Source organism: Pseudomonas sp. TMW 2.1634 (genome assembly GCF_001703595.1).
Classification (GTDB): domain Bacteria; phylum Pseudomonadota; class Gammaproteobacteria; order Pseudomonadales; family Pseudomonadaceae; genus Aquipseudomonas; species Aquipseudomonas fragi.
Map to the genome: position 1 here is coordinate 5216951 of NZ_CP016849.1, position 23082 is coordinate 5240032.

25 protein-coding genes and 1 riboswitch are annotated in these 23082 nt (G+C 60.4%); of the genes, 19 read left to right on the forward strand and 6 right to left on the reverse strand.

Annotated features, from left to right (window positions below):
* Positions 1 to 3 precede the first annotated feature (3 nt).
* Positions 4 to 654 carry a phosphoribosylglycinamide formyltransferase gene (gene purN / locus BFC21_RS24785; RefSeq protein WP_016779858.1) on the reverse strand — a complete coding sequence of 217 codons (651 nt, stop codon included), beginning with the start codon at positions 652 to 654 and terminating at the stop codon, positions 4 to 6.
* A complete protein-coding gene (gene purM / locus BFC21_RS24790) occupies positions 654 to 1712 on the reverse strand; it encodes a phosphoribosylformylglycinamidine cyclo-ligase (RefSeq protein WP_088379212.1) in 1059 nt (352 codons plus the stop codon). The genes purN and purM overlap by 1 nt, the downstream gene beginning before the upstream one ends.
* A 371-nt stretch (positions 1713 to 2083) precedes the next feature.
* On the opposite strand from purM, the gene BFC21_RS24795 reads away from it, so the two are divergent.
* The 5 genes from BFC21_RS24795 (at position 2084) to BFC21_RS24815 (ending at position 6694) form a co-directional block, all read left to right on the forward strand.
* Entirely contained in the window at positions 2084 to 3118 is a 1035-nt protein-coding gene (locus tag BFC21_RS24795; RefSeq protein WP_095005269.1) for a DUF2066 domain-containing protein, read from the forward strand.
* 35 nt (positions 3119 to 3153) lie between these two features.
* Positions 3154 to 4227 carry an AI-2E family transporter gene (locus BFC21_RS24800; protein ID WP_088379214.1) on the forward strand — a complete coding sequence of 358 codons (1074 nt, stop codon included), beginning with the start codon at positions 3154 to 3156 and terminating at the stop codon, positions 4225 to 4227.
* A gap of 225 nt (positions 4228 to 4452) precedes the next feature.
* Positions 4453 to 5157, forward strand: a complete 705-nt coding sequence (gene hda / locus BFC21_RS24805) for a DnaA regulatory inactivator Hda (protein WP_016779862.1) — start codon at positions 4453 to 4455, stop codon at positions 5155 to 5157.
* Between the two features lie 225 nt (positions 5158 to 5382).
* On the forward strand, positions 5383 to 6009 hold the full coding sequence (locus BFC21_RS24810) for a C40 family peptidase (RefSeq protein ID WP_016779863.1): 627 nt from the start codon (positions 5383 to 5385) through the stop codon (positions 6007 to 6009).
* A 145-nt stretch (positions 6010 to 6154) separates the two neighbouring features.
* Positions 6155 to 6694, forward strand: coding sequence for a C40 family peptidase (locus BFC21_RS24815; RefSeq protein WP_095005270.1), 540 nt, complete (start codon positions 6155 to 6157; stop codon positions 6692 to 6694).
* A gap of 131 nt (positions 6695 to 6825) precedes the next feature.
* Here the strand turns inward: BFC21_RS24815 and BFC21_RS24820 are convergent, their stop codons facing one another.
* Positions 6826 to 8133, reverse strand: coding sequence for a sorbosone dehydrogenase family protein (locus BFC21_RS24820; RefSeq protein ID WP_088379216.1), 1308 nt, complete (start codon positions 8131 to 8133; stop codon positions 6826 to 6828).
* A 127-nt stretch (positions 8134 to 8260) separates the two neighbouring features.
* Positions 8261 to 8505: riboswitch (cobalamin riboswitch) on the forward strand.
* A gap of 79 nt (positions 8506 to 8584) precedes the next feature.
* Between BFC21_RS24820 and cobO the strand changes: the two genes are divergently transcribed.
* The 14 genes from cobO to BFC21_RS24885 all read left to right on the forward strand — a co-directional run bounded on the left by cobO (position 8585) and on the right by BFC21_RS24885 (position 20054).
* A complete protein-coding gene (gene cobO / locus BFC21_RS24825; RefSeq protein ID WP_016779866.1) occupies positions 8585 to 9196 on the forward strand; it encodes a cob(I)yrinic acid a,c-diamide adenosyltransferase in 612 nt (203 codons plus the stop codon).
* A 10-nt stretch (positions 9197 to 9206) separates the two neighbouring features.
* A complete protein-coding gene (locus BFC21_RS24830; RefSeq protein WP_086796031.1) occupies positions 9207 to 10520 on the forward strand; it encodes a cobyrinate a,c-diamide synthase in 1314 nt (437 codons plus the stop codon).
* Positions 10517 to 11167 carry a 5,6-dimethylbenzimidazole synthase gene (gene bluB / locus BFC21_RS24835; RefSeq protein ID WP_095005278.1) on the forward strand — a complete coding sequence of 217 codons (651 nt, stop codon included), beginning with the start codon at positions 10517 to 10519 and terminating at the stop codon, positions 11165 to 11167. The genes BFC21_RS24830 and bluB overlap by 4 nt, the downstream gene beginning before the upstream one ends.
* Positions 11164 to 12072, forward strand: a complete 909-nt coding sequence (gene cbiB, locus BFC21_RS24840; protein WP_088379218.1) for an adenosylcobinamide-phosphate synthase CbiB — start codon at positions 11164 to 11166, stop codon at positions 12070 to 12072. Before bluB ends, cbiB begins: the two co-directional genes overlap by 4 nt.
* On the forward strand, positions 12065 to 13057 hold the full coding sequence (gene cobD, locus BFC21_RS24845; protein WP_088379219.1) for a threonine-phosphate decarboxylase CobD: 993 nt from the start codon (positions 12065 to 12067) through the stop codon (positions 13055 to 13057). Before cbiB ends, cobD begins: the two co-directional genes overlap by 8 nt.
* Positions 13054 to 14505: a cobyric acid synthase gene (locus BFC21_RS24850; RefSeq protein ID WP_088379220.1), complete on the forward strand. Its 1452-nt coding sequence runs from the start codon at positions 13054 to 13056 to the stop codon at positions 14503 to 14505. The genes cobD and BFC21_RS24850 overlap by 4 nt, the downstream gene beginning before the upstream one ends.
* A gap of 100 nt (positions 14506 to 14605) precedes the next feature.
* A complete protein-coding gene (cobU, locus tag BFC21_RS24855) occupies positions 14606 to 15127 on the forward strand; it encodes a bifunctional adenosylcobinamide kinase/adenosylcobinamide-phosphate guanylyltransferase (RefSeq protein ID WP_088379221.1) in 522 nt (173 codons plus the stop codon).
* Positions 15124 to 16179 carry a nicotinate-nucleotide--dimethylbenzimidazole phosphoribosyltransferase gene (gene cobT, locus BFC21_RS24860; RefSeq protein WP_088379222.1) on the forward strand — a complete coding sequence of 352 codons (1056 nt, stop codon included), beginning with the start codon at positions 15124 to 15126 and terminating at the stop codon, positions 16177 to 16179. The genes cobU and cobT overlap by 4 nt, the downstream gene beginning before the upstream one ends.
* On the forward strand, positions 16176 to 16754 hold the full coding sequence (cobC, locus tag BFC21_RS24865; protein ID WP_088379223.1) for an alpha-ribazole phosphatase family protein: 579 nt from the start codon (positions 16176 to 16178) through the stop codon (positions 16752 to 16754). Before cobT ends, cobC begins: the two co-directional genes overlap by 4 nt.
* A complete protein-coding gene (locus BFC21_RS24870; RefSeq protein ID WP_088379224.1) occupies positions 16754 to 17485 on the forward strand; it encodes an adenosylcobinamide-GDP ribazoletransferase in 732 nt (243 codons plus the stop codon). Before cobC ends, BFC21_RS24870 begins: the two co-directional genes overlap by 1 nt.
* A 169-nt stretch (positions 17486 to 17654) precedes the next feature.
* Positions 17655 to 18068, forward strand: a complete 414-nt coding sequence (locus BFC21_RS24875; protein ID WP_088379225.1) for a MarR family winged helix-turn-helix transcriptional regulator — start codon at positions 17655 to 17657, stop codon at positions 18066 to 18068.
* A 52-nt stretch (positions 18069 to 18120) separates the two neighbouring features.
* Complete coding sequence (locus BFC21_RS24880) at positions 18121 to 19329, forward strand: MFS transporter (protein ID WP_016779877.1); 1209 nt, start codon at positions 18121 to 18123, stop codon at positions 19327 to 19329.
* A complete protein-coding gene (locus BFC21_RS27650) occupies positions 19326 to 19448 on the forward strand; it encodes a hypothetical protein (RefSeq protein ID WP_256557670.1) in 123 nt (40 codons plus the stop codon). Before BFC21_RS24880 ends, BFC21_RS27650 begins: the two co-directional genes overlap by 4 nt.
* 54 nt (positions 19449 to 19502) lie before the next feature.
* Positions 19503 to 20054 carry a glutathione peroxidase gene (locus tag BFC21_RS24885; RefSeq protein WP_162939373.1) on the forward strand — a complete coding sequence of 184 codons (552 nt, stop codon included), beginning with the start codon at positions 19503 to 19505 and terminating at the stop codon, positions 20052 to 20054.
* A gap of 85 nt (positions 20055 to 20139) precedes the next feature.
* Here the strand turns inward: BFC21_RS24885 and BFC21_RS24890 are convergent, their stop codons facing one another.
* From BFC21_RS24890 to BFC21_RS24900, 3 genes are all read right to left on the reverse strand, one after another.
* On the reverse strand, positions 20140 to 21423 hold the full coding sequence (locus BFC21_RS24890; RefSeq protein ID WP_120266596.1) for an OmpP1/FadL family transporter: 1284 nt from the start codon (positions 21421 to 21423) through the stop codon (positions 20140 to 20142).
* A gap of 147 nt (positions 21424 to 21570) precedes the next feature.
* Positions 21571 to 22050, reverse strand: coding sequence for a hypothetical protein (locus BFC21_RS24895; RefSeq protein ID WP_088379227.1), 480 nt, complete (start codon positions 22048 to 22050; stop codon positions 21571 to 21573).
* A 266-nt stretch (positions 22051 to 22316) separates the two neighbouring features.
* Complete coding sequence (locus BFC21_RS24900; protein ID WP_019407963.1) at positions 22317 to 22541, reverse strand: hypothetical protein; 225 nt, start codon at positions 22539 to 22541, stop codon at positions 22317 to 22319.
* Positions 22542 to 23082: the final 541 nt, after the last annotated feature.

The following is a 23082-nucleotide window of genomic DNA, read 5'->3' on the forward strand; positions in this document are numbered from 1 at the left end:
CTCCTAGGTTCGTATCAAGTGGCCGCTGGCCGCAAGTAATTGACCGTCCAATAATGCGCCTTGCTCGTCAAGAGACAAGCGACCTTCGGCAAACCAGCGCACTGCAAGCGGATAAATCCGGTGTTCCTGGGCGTGAACCCGTTGCGCCAGGCTGTGTGGCGAGTCATCGGACTCTACCGGTATCACTGCCTGTACGACCAGTGGCCCGCCGTCGAGTTCCTCGGTCACAAAGTGTACGCTGCAGCCGTGCTCGCCATCACCCGCTTCCAGCGCCCGCTGATGGGTGTGCAAGCCTTTGTACTTGGGCAGCAGGGAGGGGTGGATATTGAGCAGGCGCCCCTGATAGTGACGCACGAAATCAGCGCTGAGAATGCGCATGAACCCGGCCAGAACCACCAGTTGCGGTTTGAATTCGTCGATGACTTCGATCAGTGCAGCATCGAAGGCCTCGCGGCCCTCGAATGCCTTGTGATCCAGTACGCGGGTATCGATACCCGCGTCTTTGGCGCGTTGCAGGCCGTAGGCGTCGGCGCGGTTGGAGATAACCGCGCGGATGTTTGCCGGGCTGGCCTTGACGTCATCGCTGTCGATCAAGGCCTGCAAGTTGCTGCCGGTGCCGGAAAGCAGCACCACTACATCACAGGTATCAGGCATTAGTGCGCCTTGATGTTTTGCAGCTCAACTTGCGCAGCGCCTTCAGCGGCGGTTGCGATCTGGCCGATAACCCAAGGCTGCTCGCCCGCTTCACGCAGTACATTCAGCGCGGTTTCAACGTCGGCCTGGGCCACGCAGATCACCATGCCTACGCCGCAGTTCAGCACGCGGTGCATTTCGTGCTCGTCCACGTTGCCTTTTTCCTGCAGCCAGTCGAAGACGGCAGGGCGCTGCCAGCTGGCAACGTCAACCACCGCTTGAGCGCCTTTTGGCAGGACGCGCGGGATGTTGTCGAGCAGGCCGCCACCAGTGATGTGGGCCATGGCCTTGACCACGCCGGTTTCCTTGATCAGCTTGAGCAACGGCTTGACGTAGATGCGGGTCGGCGCCATCAGCAGGTCGGTCAGCGGCTTGCCGTCGAGCTGGATGTTTTCGATGTCGGCACCCGACACTTCGATGATCTTGCGGATCAGCGAGTAGCCGTTGGAGTGCGGGCCCGAGGACGGCAGGGCGAGCAGGGCGTCGCCGGCCGCTACTTTGGAACCGTCGATGATCTCGGATTTTTCGACAACGCCAACGCAGAAGCCGGCCAGGTCGTAGTCTTCGCCTTCGTACATGCCTGGCATTTCAGCGGTTTCGCCGCCCACCAGGGAGCAACCCGACAGTTCGCAGCCAGCGCCGATACCGGTAACCACCTGGGTTGCGGTTTCAACGTTGAGCTTGCCGGTGGCGTAGTAGTCAAGGAAGAACAGAGGCTCGGCGCCGCATACGATCAGGTCGTTGACGCACATGGCAACCAGGTCGATACCGATGCTGTCGTGCTTGTCCAGGTTCAGGGCCAGGCGCAGCTTGGTGCCGACGCCGTCAGTGCCGGAAACCAGAACAGGCTGCTTGTAGCCAGCCGGAATTTCGCAGAGGGCGCCAAAACCGCCGAGGCCGCCCATCACTTCCGGGCGTGCAGTGCGCTTGGCCACGCTCTTGATGCGTTCGACCAATGCTTCACCGGCGTCGATGTCTACACCGGCGTCTTTGTAGCTCAGGGATGGTTGCTTGCTCATAATCCAGGCCTTTAGGGGGGATTCGGGGGTATCGACCGAGTTCAGGGGGCAGGCTTGCCAGTGCTCTTTGAGTGCTGCAGAGCATTTGCACGGTGCCCGGCTGTTGCCGGTCTGCGAAGGCGCGCGATTTTATCAGGCTTGAAGGGCAGCGGCCATCCTCGGGCCGACAGGCAGGGTTATATCTGGCGAAAAAAACCTTTTTTAGTCGTACTTGGGTCCGGGCGCGGGCCTGTATAAGGTATAGAGAAGTTTTGTTACCGCGTGAAAACGCGAAGCGGGCGTGAATGATTTGGCTGTGGCCGTGTCTGAAGTCTGTTCGAGTGTTTTTATGGCGTCCTTATCAGGCTGCTTTTTGTCATCGGGAATCTTTCATGCGTCTTAGCCAATTTTTAGCTGTCGGCTGTTTATCTTTTTTTAGCCTGGCCAGTCATGCCGAAATTCTGACGGGGCTGTATCAGGTGCGCGAGCCGGTTGCCAGCCAGTCACCAGATGAGCGTATCCAGGCCACGCAAAAAGCCCTGGAGACCCTGGTGCTGCGTTTGACCGGGGATGCCAAGGCGCTTCAAAGCCCCGGGCTTGAGGCGATTCGCAAGGATCCGCAGCAAATCATCAGCCGGTTTGGCTATGACGCCGGCCCGCCGGAAAGCCTGCAGGTCGATTTCGACCCGGTCAGCACTGATCGTGCTTTACGCCAGGCCGGCTTGTCGCTGTGGGGCAGCAACCGTCCAGCATTGCTCGGCTGGTGGCTGAACGACTCGGTCGAGGGTTCGAGCCTGGTCGGTGACGGTCAGTCCGTGGCCGAGCCGTTGCGCCGCGCCGCGCAGCATCGTGGCCTGCCGTTGCGCTTGCCGCTGGCAGACTTGAGTGAGCAATTGGTGGGAACGGCGGAAAACCTTGAGGGCAGCAACCCTGCCCCATTGAAGGACGCTTCCGAACGTTACGGGGCTGATGCCCTGCTGGCCGTGCATGCCCGGGAAGATGATGGCAAGTGGACTGCCAAATGGCGCCTGTGGGTCGGTGACCAGCAAGAGCAGGGCAGTGCTCAGGCAGCGGATCAGGCCGCCCTGGCGGATGCCGTGATGCTGGCGGTGAGCGAGCGTCTGGCCCCGCGTTATGCCGTCAAGCCGGGGGTGTCTTCGGAGCAGTTGCTGGAGGTGCAGGGCATGACGCTGCAGCGCTACGCCCAGTTGGGGCATTTGCTTGAACCGTTTGGCGCGCAACTTAAACGTGTCGACGGTGATCGTATTGTGTATCTGGTCAACGGCAGTGCCGAGCAGTTGCGCTCGCAACTGGGGCTGGCGCAGTTGCAGGAAGTGCCGGCAGGGCAGGTGCCTGCCGTGACGGATGCCGGGCAGGCGCCGGGCGTTGCTGCTGCGCCGGCGGCACAGTTACGGTTTCGCTGGTAGGTTTTTGTCTTCTTTATATAAGGATGGGGTGGCTCATGGCTGATTCGCGACGGTGGGTGTGGTGGGGTGTGGCGCTGGGGTTCGCCCTTTTTGTGTATTTCCTGCATCCGATACTCACGCCATTTCTGGTCGCGATCGTCCTGGCCTATATGTTCGACCCTGTGGTCGACCGGCTGGAAAGGTTCGGGCTTTCAAGGACCTGGGGTGTGGTGGCGGTGTTTACCGTGTTCACTGTCATTTTGATGACATTGTTGCTGGTACTGGTACCGCTGCTGGCCAAGCAGCTGTTGAAGCTCTATCAGCTGGCACCGCAGATCCTCGACTGGTTGCAGCACACGGCAATGCCGTGGGTGCAGGCCAAGTTCGGTTTGAGTGACAGCTTCTGGAAGTTCGACAAGATCAAGGCGGCGATCACCGAGCATATGGGGCAGGCGACGGACATTGTCGGCATCGTCTTGTCCCAGGCCACGGCCTCCAGCCTGGCGCTGATCGGCTTTCTGGCCAATCTGGTGCTGATTCCGGTGGTGGCGTTCTATCTGTTGCGTGACTGGAACATCATGATGGCCAAGATTCGTGGCTTGTTGCCGCGCGCCAGGGCCGAGCAGATTGTGTCGCTGGCCAAGGAGTGTCACGACGTGCTTGGCGCGTTTGTGCGCGGGCAGTTGCTGGTGATGCTGGCACTGGGGGTGATCTACTCGGCAGGCCTGATGCTGGTCGGCCTCGAGTTGGGGCTGTTGATCGGCTTGATGGCGGGCGTAGCGGCCATCGTGCCGTATATGGGCTTTATTGTCGGTATCGGTGCAGCGTTGGTCGCCGGCTTGTTCCAGTTTGGCGGGGATCTGTACCCGATGATCGGCATCGTGGCGGTGTTTATGGTCGGCCAGGCGCTGGAGGGCACGGTCCTTACACCGCTGCTGGTGGGCGACAAGATCGGCATGCACCCGGTGGCGGTGATTTTCGCGATTCTGGCGGGCGGCGAGTTGTTCGGTTTTACCGGGGTATTGCTGGCCTTGCCGGTCGCGGCCGTGATCATGGTGCTGGTGCGTCATGTGCAGGATCTGTACAAGGACTCCCAGGTCTATAAAGGCAGTGAAGACCCGCAGTTGTAAGCCGGGGCACTGTGTCGGGGCGGGGGCATCGCGAGGTGCCCCCGCTTTTTTTATGTGCGCCAGGCGGTTCTCAGTCGTCAGAAAAAGCCCAATCAATCCAAGACCTTAACGCAAACCTTTGATTTTGCTCGTGGTCTGTTACATTGTGTGCCCAGCGACACGGGTATAAACTTTTCAAACCTTACACAGAGGCCACTAACGGTTCGTTTGAACTGTTCAGTCAGCATGAAACCGATTCAGCTGCCCCTAGGTGTGCGTCTGCGTGATGACGCTACCTTCATAAATTACTATCCAGGCGCCAATGCCGCTGCACTCGGCTATGTCGAACGTCTGTGCGAAGCCGACGCCGGCTGGACAGAAAGCCTGATTTACTTGTGGGGCAAGCATGGCGTGGGGCGTACGCACCTGCTGCAGGCCGCTTGCCTGCGTTTTGAGCAGATGGGTGAGCCGGCGGTTTACCTGCCTCTGGCCGAGTTGCTGGATCGCGGCATAGAAATCCTCGATAACCTTGAGCAGTACGAGCTGGTTTGCCTGGATGACCTGCAGGCGGTGGCCGGGCGTGCTGACTGGGAAGAGGCGCTGTTTCATCTGTTCAACCGGCTGCGTGACAGCGGTCGGCGCCTGTTGATTGCGGCGTCCACCTCGCCCCGTGAACTGCCGATCAAGCTGGCGGACCTCAAGTCCCGGCTAACCATGGCGCTGGTGTTTCAGATGCGCCCCCTGTCTGATGAAGACAAGCTGCGGGCCTTGCAGCTGCGCGCATCGCGCCGTGGGCTGCACCTGACCGACGAAGTCGGGCATTTTATTCTGACCCGCGGCACCCGCAGCATGAGTGCCCTGTTCGATTTGCTCGAGCGGCTCGATCAGGCGTCCTTGCAAGCGCAGCGCAAGCTGACCATTCCCTTCCTCAAAGAAACCCTGGGCTGGTAGTTCGGCCCTTTAAAACTGCGGTCTGTAGCCGTTTTTGGCAGTTTTTAGGCGCCAGAAATCCTGCGCGGCCCAAGGGCTGTTTGCGCAAAATCTATCGTCAGGGGTGTAAAGCCTTAGATGTCGCGACAAAACCATCAAGTCACATTTAGATCGATTGAATTTGCAAATGAGGATCATAGAAGGCATAGTCGCGGCTACTTTTTCTAATAAGCCACGGTCGTGCCCATGCTAAAGCGCTTCGCACCCCTCGTGCCCCTCGCACTCGTTACCCTGTTGTTTGGTTGCGCTGCCCACACGCCAGTGTCGCAGCAAGTGGTCCAGGCTCAGGTTCAAAAGTCATCTTCGGTCTCGCAAACTTCCGCTCTTTATCAGGAAGAACTGGCAACCGAAAAAGAACTGGCTGAATTTTCCTCCAACAGCAAGCCTTACGAACTGCCGGCTCTGGCTGACAGCATTCTTGAGCGCGGCATGTCCTTGATCGGTACCCGTTACCGGTTTGGCGGCACCTCTGAAGCGGGCTTCGATTGCAGCGGCTTTATTGGCTACCTGTTCAAGGAAGAAGCCGGCATGCAATTGCCGCGTTCGACCCGCGAAATGATCAACGTTAAAGCACCGTTGGTCGCGCGAAACAATCTGAAACCAGGTGATTTGCTGTTCTTCAGCACCAATGGTCGTGGCCGTGTGAGCCACGCCGGGATTTACCTGGGCGATGACCAGTTTATCCACTCCAGCAGCCGCCGCAGCGGGGGTGTACGGATTGACAATCTGGGTGACAGCTACTGGAGCAAGACCTTTATCGAGGCCAAGCGCGCCCTGGCGATGGCACCTGCGAGCGTAGTCGCCCGCAAGTAAAGTTAATGTCTTACTTGAAGTTTGGCTGCTAAGGGCTAGAATTCAGTCGCATTGTTAAATTCCTGAAGCCGCGAGGGTCCTCCCTGTCGCGGCTTTGGGTTTCGCGGCCTGAGTTGCCGTATCCAGAATCAGGAACATTCTGTTTATGTCGACCATGGCCCGCGTTGCTCTCCTGACCTTAGCCGCACTGCTCAGTGCCTGCGCAAACCGCCCGGCACCGGTTGCGGTACCCACCAAGCCCGTCGTATTCATCAACCCTGCCGATGAGACTTCGCCTGTAGCCGCAGACGTGTTGTTTCGCGCCCTCGGTTTGGTGGGCACGCCTTATCGCTGGGGTGGCAATACACCGGATTCTGGCTTTGATTGCAGCGGCCTGATCAAGTATGTGTACAACGATGCCGCAGGTATTTCGCTGCCGCGCACCACTCGCGAGATGATCGTGATGCAGGCGCAGAACATCGGCCAGGACAAGCTGCAAACCGGTGACTTGCTGTTCTTTGCCACCAATGGCGGCTCCCAGGTCAGTCATGCCGGAATCTATGTGGGCGAAGGCCGTTTTGTACACGCACCGGCCACGGGCGGTACGGTCAAGCTGGACAGCCTGAACAAAGCCTACTGGCAAAAAGCCTATCTGAATGCCAAGCGAGTGTTGCCGACCGAGCAGCATCTGGCGCGATTGCCGTAAGGCAAGAGCCCCTCACCCCAACCCTCTCCCGGAGGGAGAGGGCGTAGATTGGTGCTGGTCTTGAGGTCGCGTGCGGTCAGTTCCCTCTCCCTTTGGGAGAGGGCTAGGGTGAGGGTCGTTCTGCCAGTTACTTATTGGCCCGACACCCGCCAAACCTTATTGCCGACGTCATCGGCCACCAGCAAATCCCCCTGCTTGTCGATTACCACGCCCACTGGCCGGCCCATTGCTTTTTCGTCTTTGTTGAGAAATCCGCTCAGCACATCGATTGGCATGCCTGTCGGTTTACCTTGGGCAAAGGGCACGAAAATCACTTTGTAACCACTGTGCGGTTTGCGATTCCAGGAGCCGTGCTGGCCAATAAAGACGCCTTCAGTAAAGCCCGGCAATTTACTGCCTTCGGCAAAACTCAGGCCCAGCGACGCCGTGTGCGGGCCCACGGCGTAGTCCGGGGCAATGGCCTTGGCCACCAGTTCGGGGTTTTGCGGGTTGACCCGTGCATCCACATGCTGGCCGTAATAGCTGTAAGGCCAGCCATAGAAGCCGCCATCCTGCACTGACGTGATGTAGTCGGGCACCAGGTCGCTGCCGATCTCGTCTCGTTCGTTAACCGCAGTCCACAGCTTGCCGGTGACTGGTTCCCAGGCCATGCCGTTGGGGTTGCGCAGGCCGGAGGCAAAAATGCGCTGGCTGCCAGTGGCCGGGTCGATTTCCCAGATTGCAGCGCGACCTTGTTCCTGGTCCATCCCGTTCTCGCCCACGTTGCTGTTGGAACCGACGGTTACATACAGTTTTTTGCCGTCGGGGCTGGCGATCACGTTTTTGGTCCAGTGATGATTCAGCGGCCCGCCGGGCAAGTCGGCGACCTTGACGGGTTGGGCGCTGATGCGGTCTTCGCCGGGTTGATAAGGGAAGCGCAGCAGCTTGTCGGTGTCTGCGACATACAGATCGTTGCCCACTAGCGTCATGCCAAAGGGCGAATTCAGGTTTTCGATAAATACGGTGCGGGTTTCGGCCACGCCGTCGTGGTCCGCATCGCGCAGCAAGGTAATCCGGTTCGCGCTCGGCACACCAGCCCCGGCGCGGGCCATGACCTTGTCCGCGATCCAGCCCTTGATGCCCTTGCTGTCATCCGGTTTGGCCGGCGAGTTGGTTTCGGCTACCAGCACATCGCCATTGGGCAGCACATAGAGCCAGCGCGGGTGGTCGAGGTGTTCGGCGAAGGCGGCTACCTTCAGGCCCGCAGCGGCGGTGGGTGTGGCGCCATTGGCCCAGCCGATCGCCGGGGCGATATTGACGGTGGGGATCAGGGTCTTGTTGGGTTCGGGCAGTTTCGGCGATGGGCCGGTGCCATCCGCCACTTGCAGGGTCGAACTCTCACCGCAGGCAGCCAGCCCGACCGCAAGTACGATGACAACAGCGTGCTGGGGCTTGAGCATATGAATCTCCATGAGGTTTTGGTCTTGTCAGTCATAGAGAAGCGTAGCGGGTTAAAGGTTCAGCCCGGGCGCCGGATTAAGCCCTTTGTCGGCAGCTTTAATTGACGCTCCACCCCCAACCCTCTAACCTTCGCGGCTTGTTTCAGGTGCTCTGTGGCCATTGGCCGACAGGGTGAAACAGGGAAGCCGGTGAGGGCGTGTTTGACCCACACAACCGCCACGATCCCGGCGCTGCCCCCGCAACGGTAAACGAGTCAATACCACGCTCAGTGCCACTGTGTTTTTTGCACGGGAAGGCGCGTGGACAAGGGCTGCTCTCGCCGAGCCGCCCGCTTGTGAGCCCGGAGACCGGCCTGATCCATCCACCACTCTCGCGGCGGGCGATGCAGTGTGTTGTTCAAGAATCCCCCCGCCTCCCGTTTGCATTATCAAGCCCCAACGGAGAGCTGCCATGAACGAATCCCCCGAACGCGACGAACGACATCAGGCGCGCATGCTGCGCAAAAAAGCCGTTATGGACGAGCGTATTGCCAGCTCGCCCAACGAGTGCGGGCTGCTGCTGGTATTGACCGGCAACGGCAAAGGCAAAAGCAGCTCCGCCTTTGGCATGCTGGCCCGGGCTATGGGTCACGGCATGCAGTGTGGCGTGGTGCAATTTATCAAGGGGCGCAACAGCACCGGCGAGGAGATTTTCTTCCGCCGCTTCCCCGAGCAGGTGCGTTATCACGTCATGGGTGAAGGCTTTACCTGGGAAACCCAGGATCGCCAGCGCGATATCGCCGCCGCTGAAGCGGCGTGGGAAGTGTCCCGCGAGATGCTGCGCGACCCGTCCATTGGCCTGGTAGTGCTCGATGAGCTGAATATCGCGCTCAAGCACGGTTACCTCGACCTGGAGCAGGTGCTCGCCGACCTGCAAGCCCGCCCGCCCATGCAGCATGTGCTGGTCACCGGCCGTGGCGCCAAACCTGAACTGATTGATCTGGCCGATACCGTGACTGAAATGGGTGTGGTCAAACACGCTTTTCAGGCCGGGATCAAAGCCCAGAAAGGCATCGAATTGTGAGTGTTGAAGTATGAGAGCGTCACGTCATTGCCCGGCGGTGTTGATCGCCGCGCCGGCTTCCGGTCAGGGCAAGACCACGGTTACCGCCGCTTTGGCCCGGTTGCATCGCAATCAGGGGCGCAAGGTGCGGGTGTTCAAGTGCGGCCCGGATTTTCTCGACCCCATGATCCTCGAGCGCGCCAGCGGTGCGCCGGTGTATCAGGTGGATTTGTGGATGGTGGGAGCCGAGGAAAGCCGTCGCCTGCTGTGGGAAGCTGCCGGTGAGGCGGACCTGATCCTGATTGAAGGCGTGATGGGGCTGTTCGACGGCACCCCTTCCAGCGCCGATCTGGCGCGGCATTTTGGCGTGCCGGTGCTGGGCGTGATTGATGGCACCGCAATGGCTCAGACCTTTGGTGCGCTGGCCCTGGGCCTGGCGCGCTATCAGCCGGACTTGCCGTTTGCCGGGGTGCTGGCCAACCGCGTTGGCACCGTGCGCCACGCTCAACTGCTTGAAGGCAGCCTGACCGAAGGCTTGCGCTGGTATGGCGCGCTGTCCCGCGAAACCGGGATCGAGCTGCCCAGCCGTCACCTGGGGCTGGTGCAGGCCAGTGAGCTGAATGATCTGGATGCTCGCCTCGACGCGGCGGCCAATGCCTTGGCCAGCACCTGTGAGGTAGCGCTGCCACCGCCGGTTGAGTTCGCCGCGCCTGAGCCGGTGGCTGTCGAGCCGCTGTTGGCCGGGGTGCGGATTGCCGTAGCCCGCGACGAAGCCTTCGCCTTTACCTACGGCGCCAGCCTGGCGTTGTTGCGTGACATGGGCGCCGAGCTGGTGTTCTTCTCGCCGATCCGCGATACCGCCTTGCCCGAGGCGCACAGCCTGTATTTACCCGGTGGTTATCCTGAATTGCACCACCTTGAACTGTCGCGCAATACGCCGATGCTGGAGGCGATTCGCGCCCATCACGGCGCCGGCAAGCCATTGCTGGCCGAGTGCGGCGGCATGCTTTACCTGCTCGATGCCCTGACCGATGTTGACGGTCAGCGCGCCGAACTGGTGGGGTTGCTGGCAGGGGAGGCGACCATGCAAAAGCGCCTGGCGGCCCTGGCGTTGCAAGCCGTGGACATGCCCGAAGGGCTGTTGCGCGGCCACACCTACCATCACTCGCTGACCAGCACTGCGCTTGAGCCTATCGCTCGCGGCCTGAGCCCCAACGGCGGGCGTGGCGCCGAAGCGGTGTATCGCGAAGGGCGGATGACCGCTTCTTATGTACACTTTTACTTCCCGTCCAATCCTCAGGCCATTGCCGCGTTGTTCGCGCCATGTGCCGTGAAGGTGCCATGAGCGATAACGCCTTTAGCCCGCAAGAACGCGCCGCCGTGTACCGCGCCATCGCCGAGCGCCGTGATATGCGCCACTTCAGTGGTGGCAGTGTGGCACCCGAGTTGTTGTCGCGTTTGCTGGAAGCGGCGCATCAAGCCCCGAGTGTGGGGCTGATGCAGCCGTGGCGGTTTATCCGCATCACTGACCGCCAACTGCGGGGCAAGATCCAGGGCCTGGTGGAAGAGGAGCGGGTACGCACCGCAGATGCCCTGGGCCAGCGCTCCGATGAGTTCATGACGCTTAAGGTCGAAGGCATCAACGATTGTGCCGAGGTGCTGGTGGCCGCGTTGATGGATGACCGCGAAAAGCACATTTTCGGTCGGCGCACGCTGCCGGAAATGGACATGGCGTCACTGTCCTGCGCCATCCAGAACCTGTGGCTGGCCGCCCGCGTCGAGGGCTTGGGGATGGGCTGGGTGTCGTTGTTCGAACCGCAGGCCCTGGCTGATCTGCTGGGGTTGCCCACAGGGGCCAAGCCGCTGGCGGTGTTGTGCCTGGGGCCGGTTGAAGCGTTTTACCCGGCACCGATGCTGGTGCTGGAAGGGTGGGCGCAAGCGCGCCCGCTCAGTGAGCTGGTGTATGAGAATTATTGGGGAGTGAAGCCATGAGTGTGGCGTTGTTGTGCGTCGCCGGCGTGGCACTGGATGCGCTGCTCGGCGAGCCCAGGCGCTGGCATCCGCTGGTGGCATTCGGCCGCATGGCTGGGCGTATCGAGCAGCGTTTCAATTCCGGTGGTCGTGGCTGGCGCAGTCATGGTGTGACGGCGTGGGTGCTCGCGGTGTTGCCGCTGACGATCCTGGCCACCGCCTTGTCCTGGCTGCCCTATGTCGGTTGGCTGGTGGAAATCCTGGCGCTGTATTGCGCGTTGGGCATGCGCAGCCTGGGCGAGCATGTGCAACCGGTGGCCGAGGCGTTGCGTGCCAATAATCTGGATGAGGCACGCACGCGGGTCGGGTACCTGGTCAGCCGCCAGACCAGTGAACTGGATGAGACTGAAGTGGCCCGCGCTGCCACCGAATCGGTGCTGGAAAACGGCAGCGATGCCGTGTTTGCCGCGATTTTCTGGTTTGTGGTGGCCGGTGCGCCGGGCGTGGTGCTCTATCGTTTGAGTAACACCCTGGACGCGATGTGGGGCTATCGCAATGAGCGTTTTGAGCGCTTTGGCTGGGCCGCAGCGCGGATTGACGATGTTCTTAACTATATTCCTGCAAGGTTGGTAGCACTGACCTACGCCGTATTGGGTAAAACCCGGCTGGCCTTGAAGTGCTGGCGTAAACAGGCGCCGCAGTGGGACAGCCCCAATGCTGGCCCGGTGATGGCGGCTGGCGCGGGGGCGTTGGGTGTGGAGCTGGGCGGCCCGGCGATTTACCACGGCGAACTGCATGAGCGCCCGCAACTGGGTGAAGGTACGCCAGCGGATGCCGACTCGATCGGCCGCGGCTGGCAATTGGTGCAGCGTGGGGTGTGGCTGTGGTTGCTGATTCTGTGTGTGTGGAGTGAATTCTATGCTTGAGCACGGCGGACGTTTACGCAAGGCGGCGTTGCACTACGGCATTGCCGAGGCCGACTGGCTGGACCTGTCCACCGGTTTGGCGCCCTGGCCTTTTGCGATTCCTCAAGTACCCGAGCGTGCCTGGGCGCGCTTGCCTGAGACCGACGATGGCCTTGAACAGGCCGCCTGTGCCTATTACGGGGCGCAGCAGGTGCTGCCGGTGCCGGGGTCGCAATGTGCCATCCAGTTGCTGCCGCGCCTGCGCCGCAGTGGCAAGGTTGGCGTGCTGTCGCCGTGTTACGCCGAGCATGCCCATGCCTGGCGGCACAGCGGGCATATCGTGCGCGAAATCATGGAACAGGAGGTGGATTTCTACCTCGACACACTGGATGTGCTGGTGGTGGTCAACCCCAACAACCCCACGGGTTTGCGCCTGTCGGCAGAGCGTTTGCTGGAATGGCATGCGCGGCTGGTACAGCGCGGTGGCTGGCTGGTGGTGGACGAAGCCTTTATGGACAACACCCCCGAGCTGAGCCTGGCGGCCCATACCCAGCGTACCGGGCTGATCGTGTTGCGCTCGTTCGGCAAGTTCTTTGGCCTGGCGGGCGTGCGCCTGGGCTTTGTGCTGGCCGAGCCGAAGTTGCTCAAGTTGCTGGCCGAGCAAGTCGGCCCCTGGGCTGTCAGCGGGCCGACGCGAATTGTCGGGCAGGCTTGCCTGCTCGACACCGAGGGCCATAGCCGCCAGCGCGAGCGCAGTGACCTGGCCAGCGGGCGCCTGGAGCGTTTGCTGGGCTTGCACGATTTGCCGCCGCAAGGGGGCTGTGCGCTGTTCCAGTGGCTGATCACGCCCCACGCCGAGCGGCTTTACGAATTTATGGCGCACCGTGGCATTTTGCTGCGCCTGTTTACCCACAACAGCAGCGTGCGTTTTGGCCTGCCCGCCAAAGAAGCCGACTGGCAGCGCCTGGAGCTGGCGCTGGCGGCGTACACCAAGGAAACCACATGAGTACGTTGATGGTGCAGGGCACCACATCCGATGCCGGTAAAAGCACGCTGGTGACGGCCCTGTGCCGCTGGCTGACCCGTCAGGGCGTGGCCGTGGTGCCGTTCAAGCCACAGAACATGGCGCTCAACAGTGCCGTCACCGCCGAAGGCGGCGAGATCGGTCGCGCCCAGGCAGTACAGGCCCAGGCAGCCGGGCTGGCACCGCACACGGACATGAACCCGGTGCTGCTCAAGCCCAACAGCGACACCGGCGCCCAGGTGATTATCCACGGCCGTGCCGTGACCAGCATGAATGCAGTGGCGTACCACGACTACAAGGCCATCGCCATGCAGGCGGTCCTGGCCTCGCATCAACGCCTGAGCGCGGCGTACCCGGTGGTGATGGTCGAGGGTGCCGGTTCGCCGGCCGAGATCAATCTGCGAGCCGGTGATATCGCCAATATGGGCTTTGCCGAAGCGGTGGACTGCCCGGTGGTGCTGATTGCCGATATCAATCGCGGCGGGGTGTTTGCCCATCTGGTCGGCACTCTGGAGTTGCTGTCCGAGACCGAGCAGGCACGGGTCAAAGGCTTTATCATCAACCGCTTTCGCGGTGACATTGCCTTGCTCCAGCCGGGGCTCGACTGGCTTGAACAGCGCACCGGCAAACCGGTGATCGGCGTGCTGCCATATGTGATGGACTTGCATCTGGAGGCCGAGGACGGCATCGACCAGCGCCAGACCGCCAAGGTCGAACAGGTGCTCAAGGTGGTGGTGCCGGTGTTGCCGCGCATCAGCAACCACACCGACTTCGACCCGCTGCGCCTGCACCCGCAGGTGGATTTGCAGTTCGTTGGCCCGGGGCAGGCGATCCCGCCCGCCGACCTGATCATCCTGCCCGGCTCCAAAAGCGTGCGCAGCGATCTGGCCTATCTGCGCGCCAATGGCTGGGACACGGCCATCAGCCGTCACTTGCGCTATGGCGGCAAGCTGCTGGGGATTTGCGGCGGCCTGCAGATGCTTGGTGAGCAGGTTCACGACCCGTTGGGCCTTGAAGGCACTGCGGGCAGCAGCGCCGGGTTGGGCTTGCTGGCCTTCAGCACCGAGCTGGCTGCCGAAAAGCAGTTGCGCAACGTGCGCGGGCATCTGGCGTTGGAAAACGCCGCTGTCATGGGCTACGAAATCCACGCGGGCGTCACCACTGGCGCGGCGCTGGAGCAGCCGGCGGTGTATCTGGATGACGGCCGCTGCGACGGTGCACAAAGCGCCGACGGGCAGATTTTTGGCACCTACCTGCATGGCCTGTTCGAATCGCCCGCCGCATGCAGCGCGATGCTGCGCTGGGCCGGTTTGCAGGATGTGCAGGCGGTGGACTACCACGCCCTGCGCGAGCGGGATATCGAGCGGCTGGCCGATCTGGTGGAAAACCATCTGGATACGGCTTATTTGCGCGAACTGTGCGCAATTTGACAGGCCTGTCGCCTGATCCGGCATCCACCAGGATTGCGCTGATCCTGTGGGAGCCGGGCTTGCCCGCGATGGCATCAGCGGCCTTTAGAGGTATACCAACATGCTGCAATTGATTTTGGGCGGTGCCCGCTCGGGCAAGAGCCGCCTGGCTGAGAAACTGGCGGCCGAGTCCGGCTGCGCCGTGACCTACATTGCCACCAGCCAGCCGCTGGATGGCGAGATGAATGAACGCGTGCGCCATCATCGTGAACGCAGGCCCGGGCATTGGGCGCTGATTGAAGAACCCATTGAGCTGGCCCGCATACTGCGTGACAACGCGCGCGCCGATACCTGCCTGCTGGTCGATTGCCTGACCCTGTGGCTGACCAACCTGCTGATGCTGGAAGACCCGCAGCGCCTGAGCGCCGAGCGCGATGCGCTGCTGCAATGCCTGGCCGAGCTGCCGGGTGAAATTATGTTTGTCAGCAACGAAACCGGAATGGGTGTCGTACCGCTGGGCGAATTGACTCGCCGCTATGTCGATGAAGCCGGTTGGTTGCATCAAGCCCTGGCCGAGCGTTGTCAGCGAGTCGTGCTGACAGTGGCAGGCCTGCCCCTGACGTTGAAAGGAACTGCACTATGAGCACCCCCTGGTGGCTGAAACCCTGCAAACCGGTTGATCGTGACCAGCAAAAGGCGGCTGGCGAGCGTCAGCAGCAGTTGACCAAGCCTGCCGGCTCCCTGGGCCAGCTGGAAGCACTGGCGGTGCAACTGGCCGGGCTACAAGGGCGGCTCAAGCCCCGTGTCGATCAGGTGTGGATCGGCATTTTCGCCGGTGATCACGGCATTGTCGCCGAAGGTGTCTCGGCCTATCCGCAGGCAGTCACCGGGCAAATGCTGCACAACTTTGTCAGCGGCGGCGCAGCGATCAGCGTGCTGGCCCGGCAGTTGGGCGCACAGCTGGATGTGGTGGACCTGGGCACGGTCACGCCGATGCTGGAGCTGGCCGGTGTGCGGCACCTGCAGTTGGGAGCGGGCACGGCCAACTTTGCCCAGGGTGCGGCGATGTCTGACAGTCAGGGTTTGAAAGCCCTGCAGGCCGGGCGCGACAGCGTGCTGCGGGCGCAGGCGGCAGGCAGCGAGCTGTTTATTGGCGGTGAAATGGGCATCGGCAACACGGCGTCCGCCAGTGCGGTTGCCAGTGCATTGCTTGGGTGCCCGGCTTCATTGTTGACCGGGCCGGGCACCGGCCTGGATGCCGCAGGTGTCAGCCATAAGGCACGGGTGATTGACCGGGCGCTGGCATTTCATGACGGGTATCTCGACGATCCGCTGCAAACACTGTTTCGTCTCGGTGGTTTTGAAATTGCCGCGCTGGTCGGGGCCTATGTGGCTTGCGCCCAGGAAGGCATCGTGGCGGTGGTGGACGGGTTTATCTGCACTGTCGCGGCCATGGTTGCCGTGCGCCTGAACCCGCAGTGCCGCGAGTGGCTGGTGTTCAGCCATCGCGGAGCAGAGCAGGGCCATCGCCATGTGCTCGAAAGCCTGCAGGCCGAACCCTTGCTTGAACTGGGCCTGCGCCTGGGCGAAGGCAGCGGTGCTGCACTGGCGGTGCCGTTGATGCGTCTGGCTTGTGATCTGCACGGGCAGATGGCGACGTTTGCCGAAGCCGCAGTGGCAGATCGCCCGGCATGACCGTGCAGCTGGATTTGCTGCGTCACGGTGAGACCGAGCTGGGCGGCGGCTTGCGCGGCAGCCTGGATGATGCCTTGACGCCACTGGGCTGGGCGCAGATGCGCGAAGCGGTCAAGGGCGGCGGGCCGTGGGACCGTATTGTCAGTTCACCACTGCAGCGTTGCGCCTTGTTTGCCCGGGAGTTGAGCGCGCAGCTCGATATCCCCGTGTCCTTCGACAAGCACCTGCAAGAGCTGCATTTTGGTGCCTGGGAAGGGCAGAGCGCCGCAGCGCTGATGCAAACCGATGAGCAGGCATTAGGCCAGTTCTGGGCTGATCCCTATGCCTTTACTCCGCCGGACGGTGAGCCGGTGCTTGAGTTTTCGGCACGGGTGGTGTCGGCAGTGGGCCGTTTGCAGCAGGATTTCGCCGGTGAGCGGGTGCTGGTGGTGTGCCACGGCGGGGTGATGAAACTGCTGTTGGCCCGGGCTCGCGGTTTACCCCGCGAGCAACTGTTGCAAGTACCCGTGCTGCACGGCGCCATGTTTGGCTTGCAGGTCGGCGCTGATGGCCAGTTGATCGAGGTTGGCGGGTGATGTTGCCATTCTGGATTGCCCTGCAGTTTTTGAGCAGCTTGCCGATTCGCTTGCCCGGGATGCCGCAGCCTCAGGAACTGGGGCGCTCGTTGCTGTTTTATCCGCTGGTGGGGTTGTTGTTCGGTCTGCTGCTGTACGCGGTAAACGGTCTGCTGGCCGATGCGCCGTTGATGTTGCACGCCGCGTTGTTGCTGACCCTTTGGGTGTTGCTCAGTGGCGGCTTGCACCTGGACGGCCTGGCGGACAGTGCCGATGCCTGGCTGGGCGGTTTTGGCGACCGCGAACGCACCCTGATCATCATGAAAGACCCGCGCAGCGGGCCGATTGCGGTGGTTGTGCTGGTGCTGGTGCTGTTGCTCAAGTTTTGTGCGCTGCTGGCGTTGCTGGAACAGGGCAATGGCGTCGCCTTGTTGATCGTGCCACTGATCGGGCGCAGTGCCTTGCTGGCAGTATTCCTGACCACCCCTTATGTGCGGGCCGGTGGTTTGGGCCAGGCGCTGGCCGATCACTTGCCGCGCAAGTCGGGCTGGTGGGTGCTGGGGTTCAGTGCCCTGGGCTGCGTGGTGCTGGCCGGGCATGCCGGGTTGTGGGCTCTGGGCCTGGCGGCACTGGGGTTCGTGTGGCTGCGCCGGGTGATGATGCGCCGCTTGGGCGGTACCACCGGTGATACCGCCGGCGCGCTACTGGAATTGCTCGAAGTGCTGGTGCTGGTAGGTTTGGCGCTGATCTGACGGTGCATGTGCTCTTGTGGGAGCGGGCTTGCTCGCGATGCAGGTAACTCGGTGTGTCAGGTTTATCCAGTTGATACCATCGCGAGCAAGCCCGCTCCCACAAAAAAAACCGGGCAGGTGGCACTGCATAATTCTTGATTCTCTTTTATTGCGGGTATATACATACAAAATGTTACCAACCCAGTGTTTATGTACCAATCTGCGGCGTGCGGCACGTGGCGTGAGCAGGCATTACGACGGGGCTCTCGATGGCTTCGGGATCAACGTTGCCCAGTATTCCTTGCTGTGCAATCTCAAGCGGCTCGATCAACCCAGCATTTCCACCTTGGCCGAAGCGATGGGGCTCGATCGCAGTACGTTGGGGCGTAACGTGCGGGTGCTGGAGGGGGCCGGGTTGCTGACGATGACCGAGGGCGCAGACCAGCGTAACCGGCTGGTGTGCCTGACCCAGGCAGGCGAGGATTGCCTCAGGGCTGCCTTGCCGGCCTGGGAGGCTGCACAGCAGCGTTTGATGGACCGCTTGGGTGAAGCCAAGCGCGTGCAGTTGCTACAACTATTGGATGAGTTGGCGGGTTCTGACTGAAGGTCAGTCCCTCGATTATAAAAGGGTATATACCCGCTCCCGGAGAACAACAATGACATCGGTGTGGCGCAACAGCGGTTGGGTGCTTCTTGGCAGTGCGCTTATTTTGGCGTTGTCGTTGGGTGTCAGGCATGGGTTCGGGCTGTTTCTGCCGCCCATGAGTGCACAGTTTGGCTGGGGGCGTGAGGTGTTTGCATTCGCCATCGCCCTGCAAAACCTGATCTGGGGCCTGGCCCAGCCCTTTACCGGGGCGCTGGCGGACCGCTTTGGCGCTGCCAGGGTGGTGATCGTCGGTGGCGTCCTGTATGCGGTGGGGCTGTTGCTGATGGGTTTGTCGGATTCGCCGCTGTCGCTGTCATTGAGCGCCGGACTGCTGATTGGTATCGGGCTGTCGGGCACTTCGTTCTCGGTGATTTTGGGCGTGGTGGGCCGTGCCTTGCCGGCAGAAAAGCGCAGCATGGGCATGGGGATCGCCAGTGCGGCGGGGTCCTTCGGTCAATTTGCCATGTTGCCCGGCACCCTGGGCTTGATTGGTTGGCTCGGTTGGTCGACGGCGCTTCTGGTGCTGGGCGTGCTGGTGGCGATGATCGTACCGCTGGTCGGCATGCTCAAGGATCGCCCGCTGCCCAACCTGGGCGGTGAGCAAACCCTCAAGGAGGCGCTGCGTGAGGCCTGTTCGCACTCGGGCTTCTGGTTGCTGGCGTTCGGCTTTTTTGTCTGCGGCTTTCAGGTGGTGTTTATCGGTATCCACCTGCCAGCGTATCTGGTGGATCAGCATCTGCCTGCGACGGTGGGCACCACGGTGCTGGCGCTGATCGGCCTGTTCAATATTTTCGGTACCTATACCGCAGGCTGGCTGGGCGGGCGCATGTCCAAGCCGCGCCTGCTGACTGCGCTGTACCTGGCGCGCGCCGTGGTGATTGTGTTGTTCCTGTGGGCACCTGTAACGCAGTTCAGTGCCTACCTGTTCGGCATGGCGATGGGCTTTTTATGGCTGTCGACCGTACCGCTGACCAATGGCACGGTGGCGACCCTGTTTGGCGTGCGTAACCTGTCGATGCTGGGCGGCATTGTGTTTCTTTTCCATCAGCTGGGTGCATTTTTGGGCGGCTGGCTGGGGGGTGTGGTCTATGATCAGACCGGTAGCTACGATCTGATCTGGCAGGTCTCGATTGTGTTAAGTCTGCTGGCGGCCGCCTTGAACTGGCCGGTGCGCGAGCGTCCGGTGGCCCGCTTGCAGGCTCAGGGGAGTTTGGGGTGAATACAACCTGGATGTGGCTGGGGGCAGTGAGTGCAGGTGCCTTGTTGCTGGCTCTGGTCTGGTGGGGCTGGCATCAGGGCGGCTTGGCCATGATGCAATTGGGCATGGGTGCTTGCTAGTGTGGCGGCGGGTGAGTAAGTTCTGAGCTTGCCTCTTATTCAAGGACACAGATGATGCTCAAGCGCTGGATTGCGATGCCTGTACTGCTGTTGGCCTATGCCGGGTCGGTGTGGGCAGCGGATTGCCCGCCCTTGCTGGAGGGCTCGCTGCCCAAATTGCGGGCCAAGGAATCGATCGATCTGTGCCAGCGCTTTGCCGGAAAACCGCTGTTGATCGTCAATACCGCGAGCTTTTGCGGCTTCGCCCCGCAGTTCAAGGGGCTTGAGGCGTTGAATCAGCGCTACAAGGGCCAGGGGCTGGAGCTGATCGGTGTGCCCTCGGATGACTTCAAGCAAGAGGCCAAGGATGGTGAGGAGACGGCCAAGGTGTGTTACGTCAACTATGGCGTGACCTTCACCATGACTGACCCGCAGCATGTGCGCGGGCCGGATGCGACTCACCTGTTCAAGATCCTGGCCGAGCAAAGCAGTGCGCCGAAATGGAATTTCTACAAGTATGTGGTGGATCGCCAGGGTAACGTGATTGCCAACTTCTCCAGTTTGACCAAGCCTGACAGCCCAGACCTGATCGAGGCCATCGACAAGGCCATTGCGTCAAAACCCTGAATTGCATGCACTAAAAAGCCCCGCCTCAGTAATGAGAGCGGGGCTTTTTTGATTCAGCAGGCGAGGGGGTTAGCCTCGCGGTGAATCAGAACTTGTAGGTGGCACCTACTGCAAAACCGTTGGCGCTGTTTTCATACTTGGCGCTGTATTCGTTCAGCTGGTTCTTGTCGTGAACCTTGACCGACTCTTCCTTCAGGTAGGAATAGGCAGCGTCGATTGTCAGGTTCTCGTTGACGGCATAACCGGCACCCAGACTGAAGATCGTACGGTCACCGGTAGGAATACGTGGCGAGCGATTTTCGTTGTTGGTAGGCGACTGGTCCCAGGTCAGACCGGTACGCAGTACCCACTGCTTGTTCAACTGGTAGGAAGTACCAATGGCATAAGCCCAGGTGTCGTGCCAGTTCTGTTCTTCCTTGATGGTGCCGAACAGTTGTGCGCCGACGCCGCCGGAGGCAGCCTGGCTGACCCCGTCGTTGTTGATGGTGATGTCTTTCAGGCGGCTCCAGCGGGTCCAGGTGGTACCGGCGTAGAGTTTCCAGGCATCAGACAGGTCTTGTGTAACGGACAGGTCCCAGGACTCTGGCGTATCGATTTTCAGCGAGGCGTCATAACGGTTGCTTCTCATCAATTGCGCAGGTGTATTGGCCCCTGCGGTCACATTGGTATGGCCTTCGAGTTTGTAGCTCACCTTGGAGTGGTAGGTAAGGCCAAGACGTGTGGTGTCGGTTGCTTGTACCAAAATACCGGCGTTGAAGCCCAGGGCGGTATCGTCACCTTTAACTTTTACGTTGGTGTCGCCATAAGCAGGGTTCAGAACGGTCAGGTCGGATTCCAGCGTACCGCTGATGCGGTTGAAGGTTGGGCCAAAACCTATGGAAACCTTGTCATTGAATGCGTAGCTGACAGTAGGTTGCAGAGTGACAACCTTGACTTCACTTTTCTTGCCGAAGGCGCGACCCTGGAAGCCGCCTTCATAGTCGGTGACCAGGCCGAAAGGTGCATATACACCAAAACCTACAGCCCATTGGTCATTGAGCTTGTTGGTGTAGAAGCCCATCGGAACGCCAGTGAACGGCACCATGTCACCTTTGTTGGTGCCAGGGTATTTGCCGCTTGCATCCTTGATGTCGGTCGAAGCATCAATAACAGCGATACCGCCTGTTACTTGCTGGCCGCTGAGGCGGGACATACCGGCAGGGTTACCAAAAACGGTACTGGCATCGTCGGCAGAAGATGAACGACCTGCGAAACCGGTCCCCATACCGCTGACGCTTTGTTCGTTGAGTGCGAAGCCGCTAGCGAAAATCTGGCTGGAAGCCAAAGTGACGGCGAGGCCAAGTGTGGTCTTGAGCATTACTTTTTTCATTATTAGAACTCCTTATGATCACCGGACGAAAACTACCAACATTTTTGTTGAAGCGCTATAGGCTAAATCGCAGAAGATAGCGATGTTTTGTAGGACAATCCGACCGGATTTCAGGCTGTTTGAAGATCATTACAGTTGTTTGAAATTTCAAGCAACTTGGTTGAGGGGTGAAACGCAGGTGCGCCAGGCATGGGCGAAATCACGTAAACGCCCATGTGGCTCAAAGGCTTGGCGCCAGATCCTGGCCATGCCGAGCAGGTCGTCGGCGGCAGGAATGGCTATTTTTTGTTGCTCGACCAAAAACCAGGCAATGGCCGTGGCGTAACGCAAATTGACCGTCAGCTCCAGATGAGGGCTGCACAGGAACGCATGCTGGCTGGCCAGCCCGCGAACCAGGCTCGCCAAGTCCGGGTCGTGGGCCAGGTACTGATCCCACAGGGCGGAATGGCGTAACTCGCGGATGCAATACAGGCCGTGACCGTGGCGATCATGCAGCGCCGAGCCCAGGTGCGACTGGCTGGCTGCAATACCTAGCAACAAAGCTTCTGCATCCGGGTTGTCTTGCCCCAGATACAGAAGCGTTGGCCGGATCACGAATTGGCTCAACTCCCTGGCAGCGATACCCATATAGTCCTCGAAGCCTGAAAATGGCCAGCGATACCCCGGCGCTTGGCAGCGGTGAATCGAAAGGGTTCGCTGGAAGCGGATGAGGCCGCTTGAGTTGAAGTGTAGTGTCAAATTCTTGCTGTAACGGTCTGTTTTTAAAACATTTAAAGCATCGGCTTGCGGGCTATATATCCGCAAGTAATTAAACAATGCCGGATATTTCTTAAAGTGCAGGCAATAAAAAGCCCTGCTAATCAGGCAGGGCTTGATGTGTAACGCTCAAGCTGTCAGGCAATCAGGGCCTGACGAGTACGCTCGATCACAGCTTGCAGAGGTTCTGCGCTGGAGTACTGGTCGGGGTACAGGCGTTCGCTGTGACGGGCGATACCGTGTTCGTTGACCAGGGTGAAGCTGAAGCATCCTTTGCGAGCGGCCATAATCAGGCAGTTCATTGGAGCAAAGGCGTTGGTTAGGGTGCGAATGGCATCCTGAGTATGGATTTGAGTAGACATAGTTATTAGGTGTTCCTACAAAAGACACGGATTCGATCCGTGCTGCATTAAAACGTTCCAGTGACGTCGAGCCATTCTTTGGCTGGACGAAGAACCTGACTGGAACAAAGCCGCCAGTTGGAGCGCATTAAGTATGTGGCGCTTGGGCTGGCAGGTAGGTACTTAGGAGGGCAGGCAGTCACAACAGGAGCTAAGGTTCCGTGCTCCGGGTGAAGATCCTGATCAATTTGCAGGTTGGTTCGGTCAGAGTAAAAGAACTTCGCGATACCCTGTGCGTTTGTGCAAAGGCCGTATCGTCGCAAGATTTACCTGGAAACCATCGAGGGGGTCGATCCCGTTTATTCAGCGTGCTTTCGCTTTTTTAGCGAGGTGCTGGAGGGATTTGTTCGGCCCGAATTGACTTTCAGCTTGGTACTAACGCTGCGGATACTAACGGGTTGAATTTCTAAACGCAAGTATGCTAGCAAAAAAACTTTGCGGGCTTGCGCCGCCGTTGCAGGTTGGCGGGTGGCAGTGGCTAGTACATTTTCGCCATTTAGCC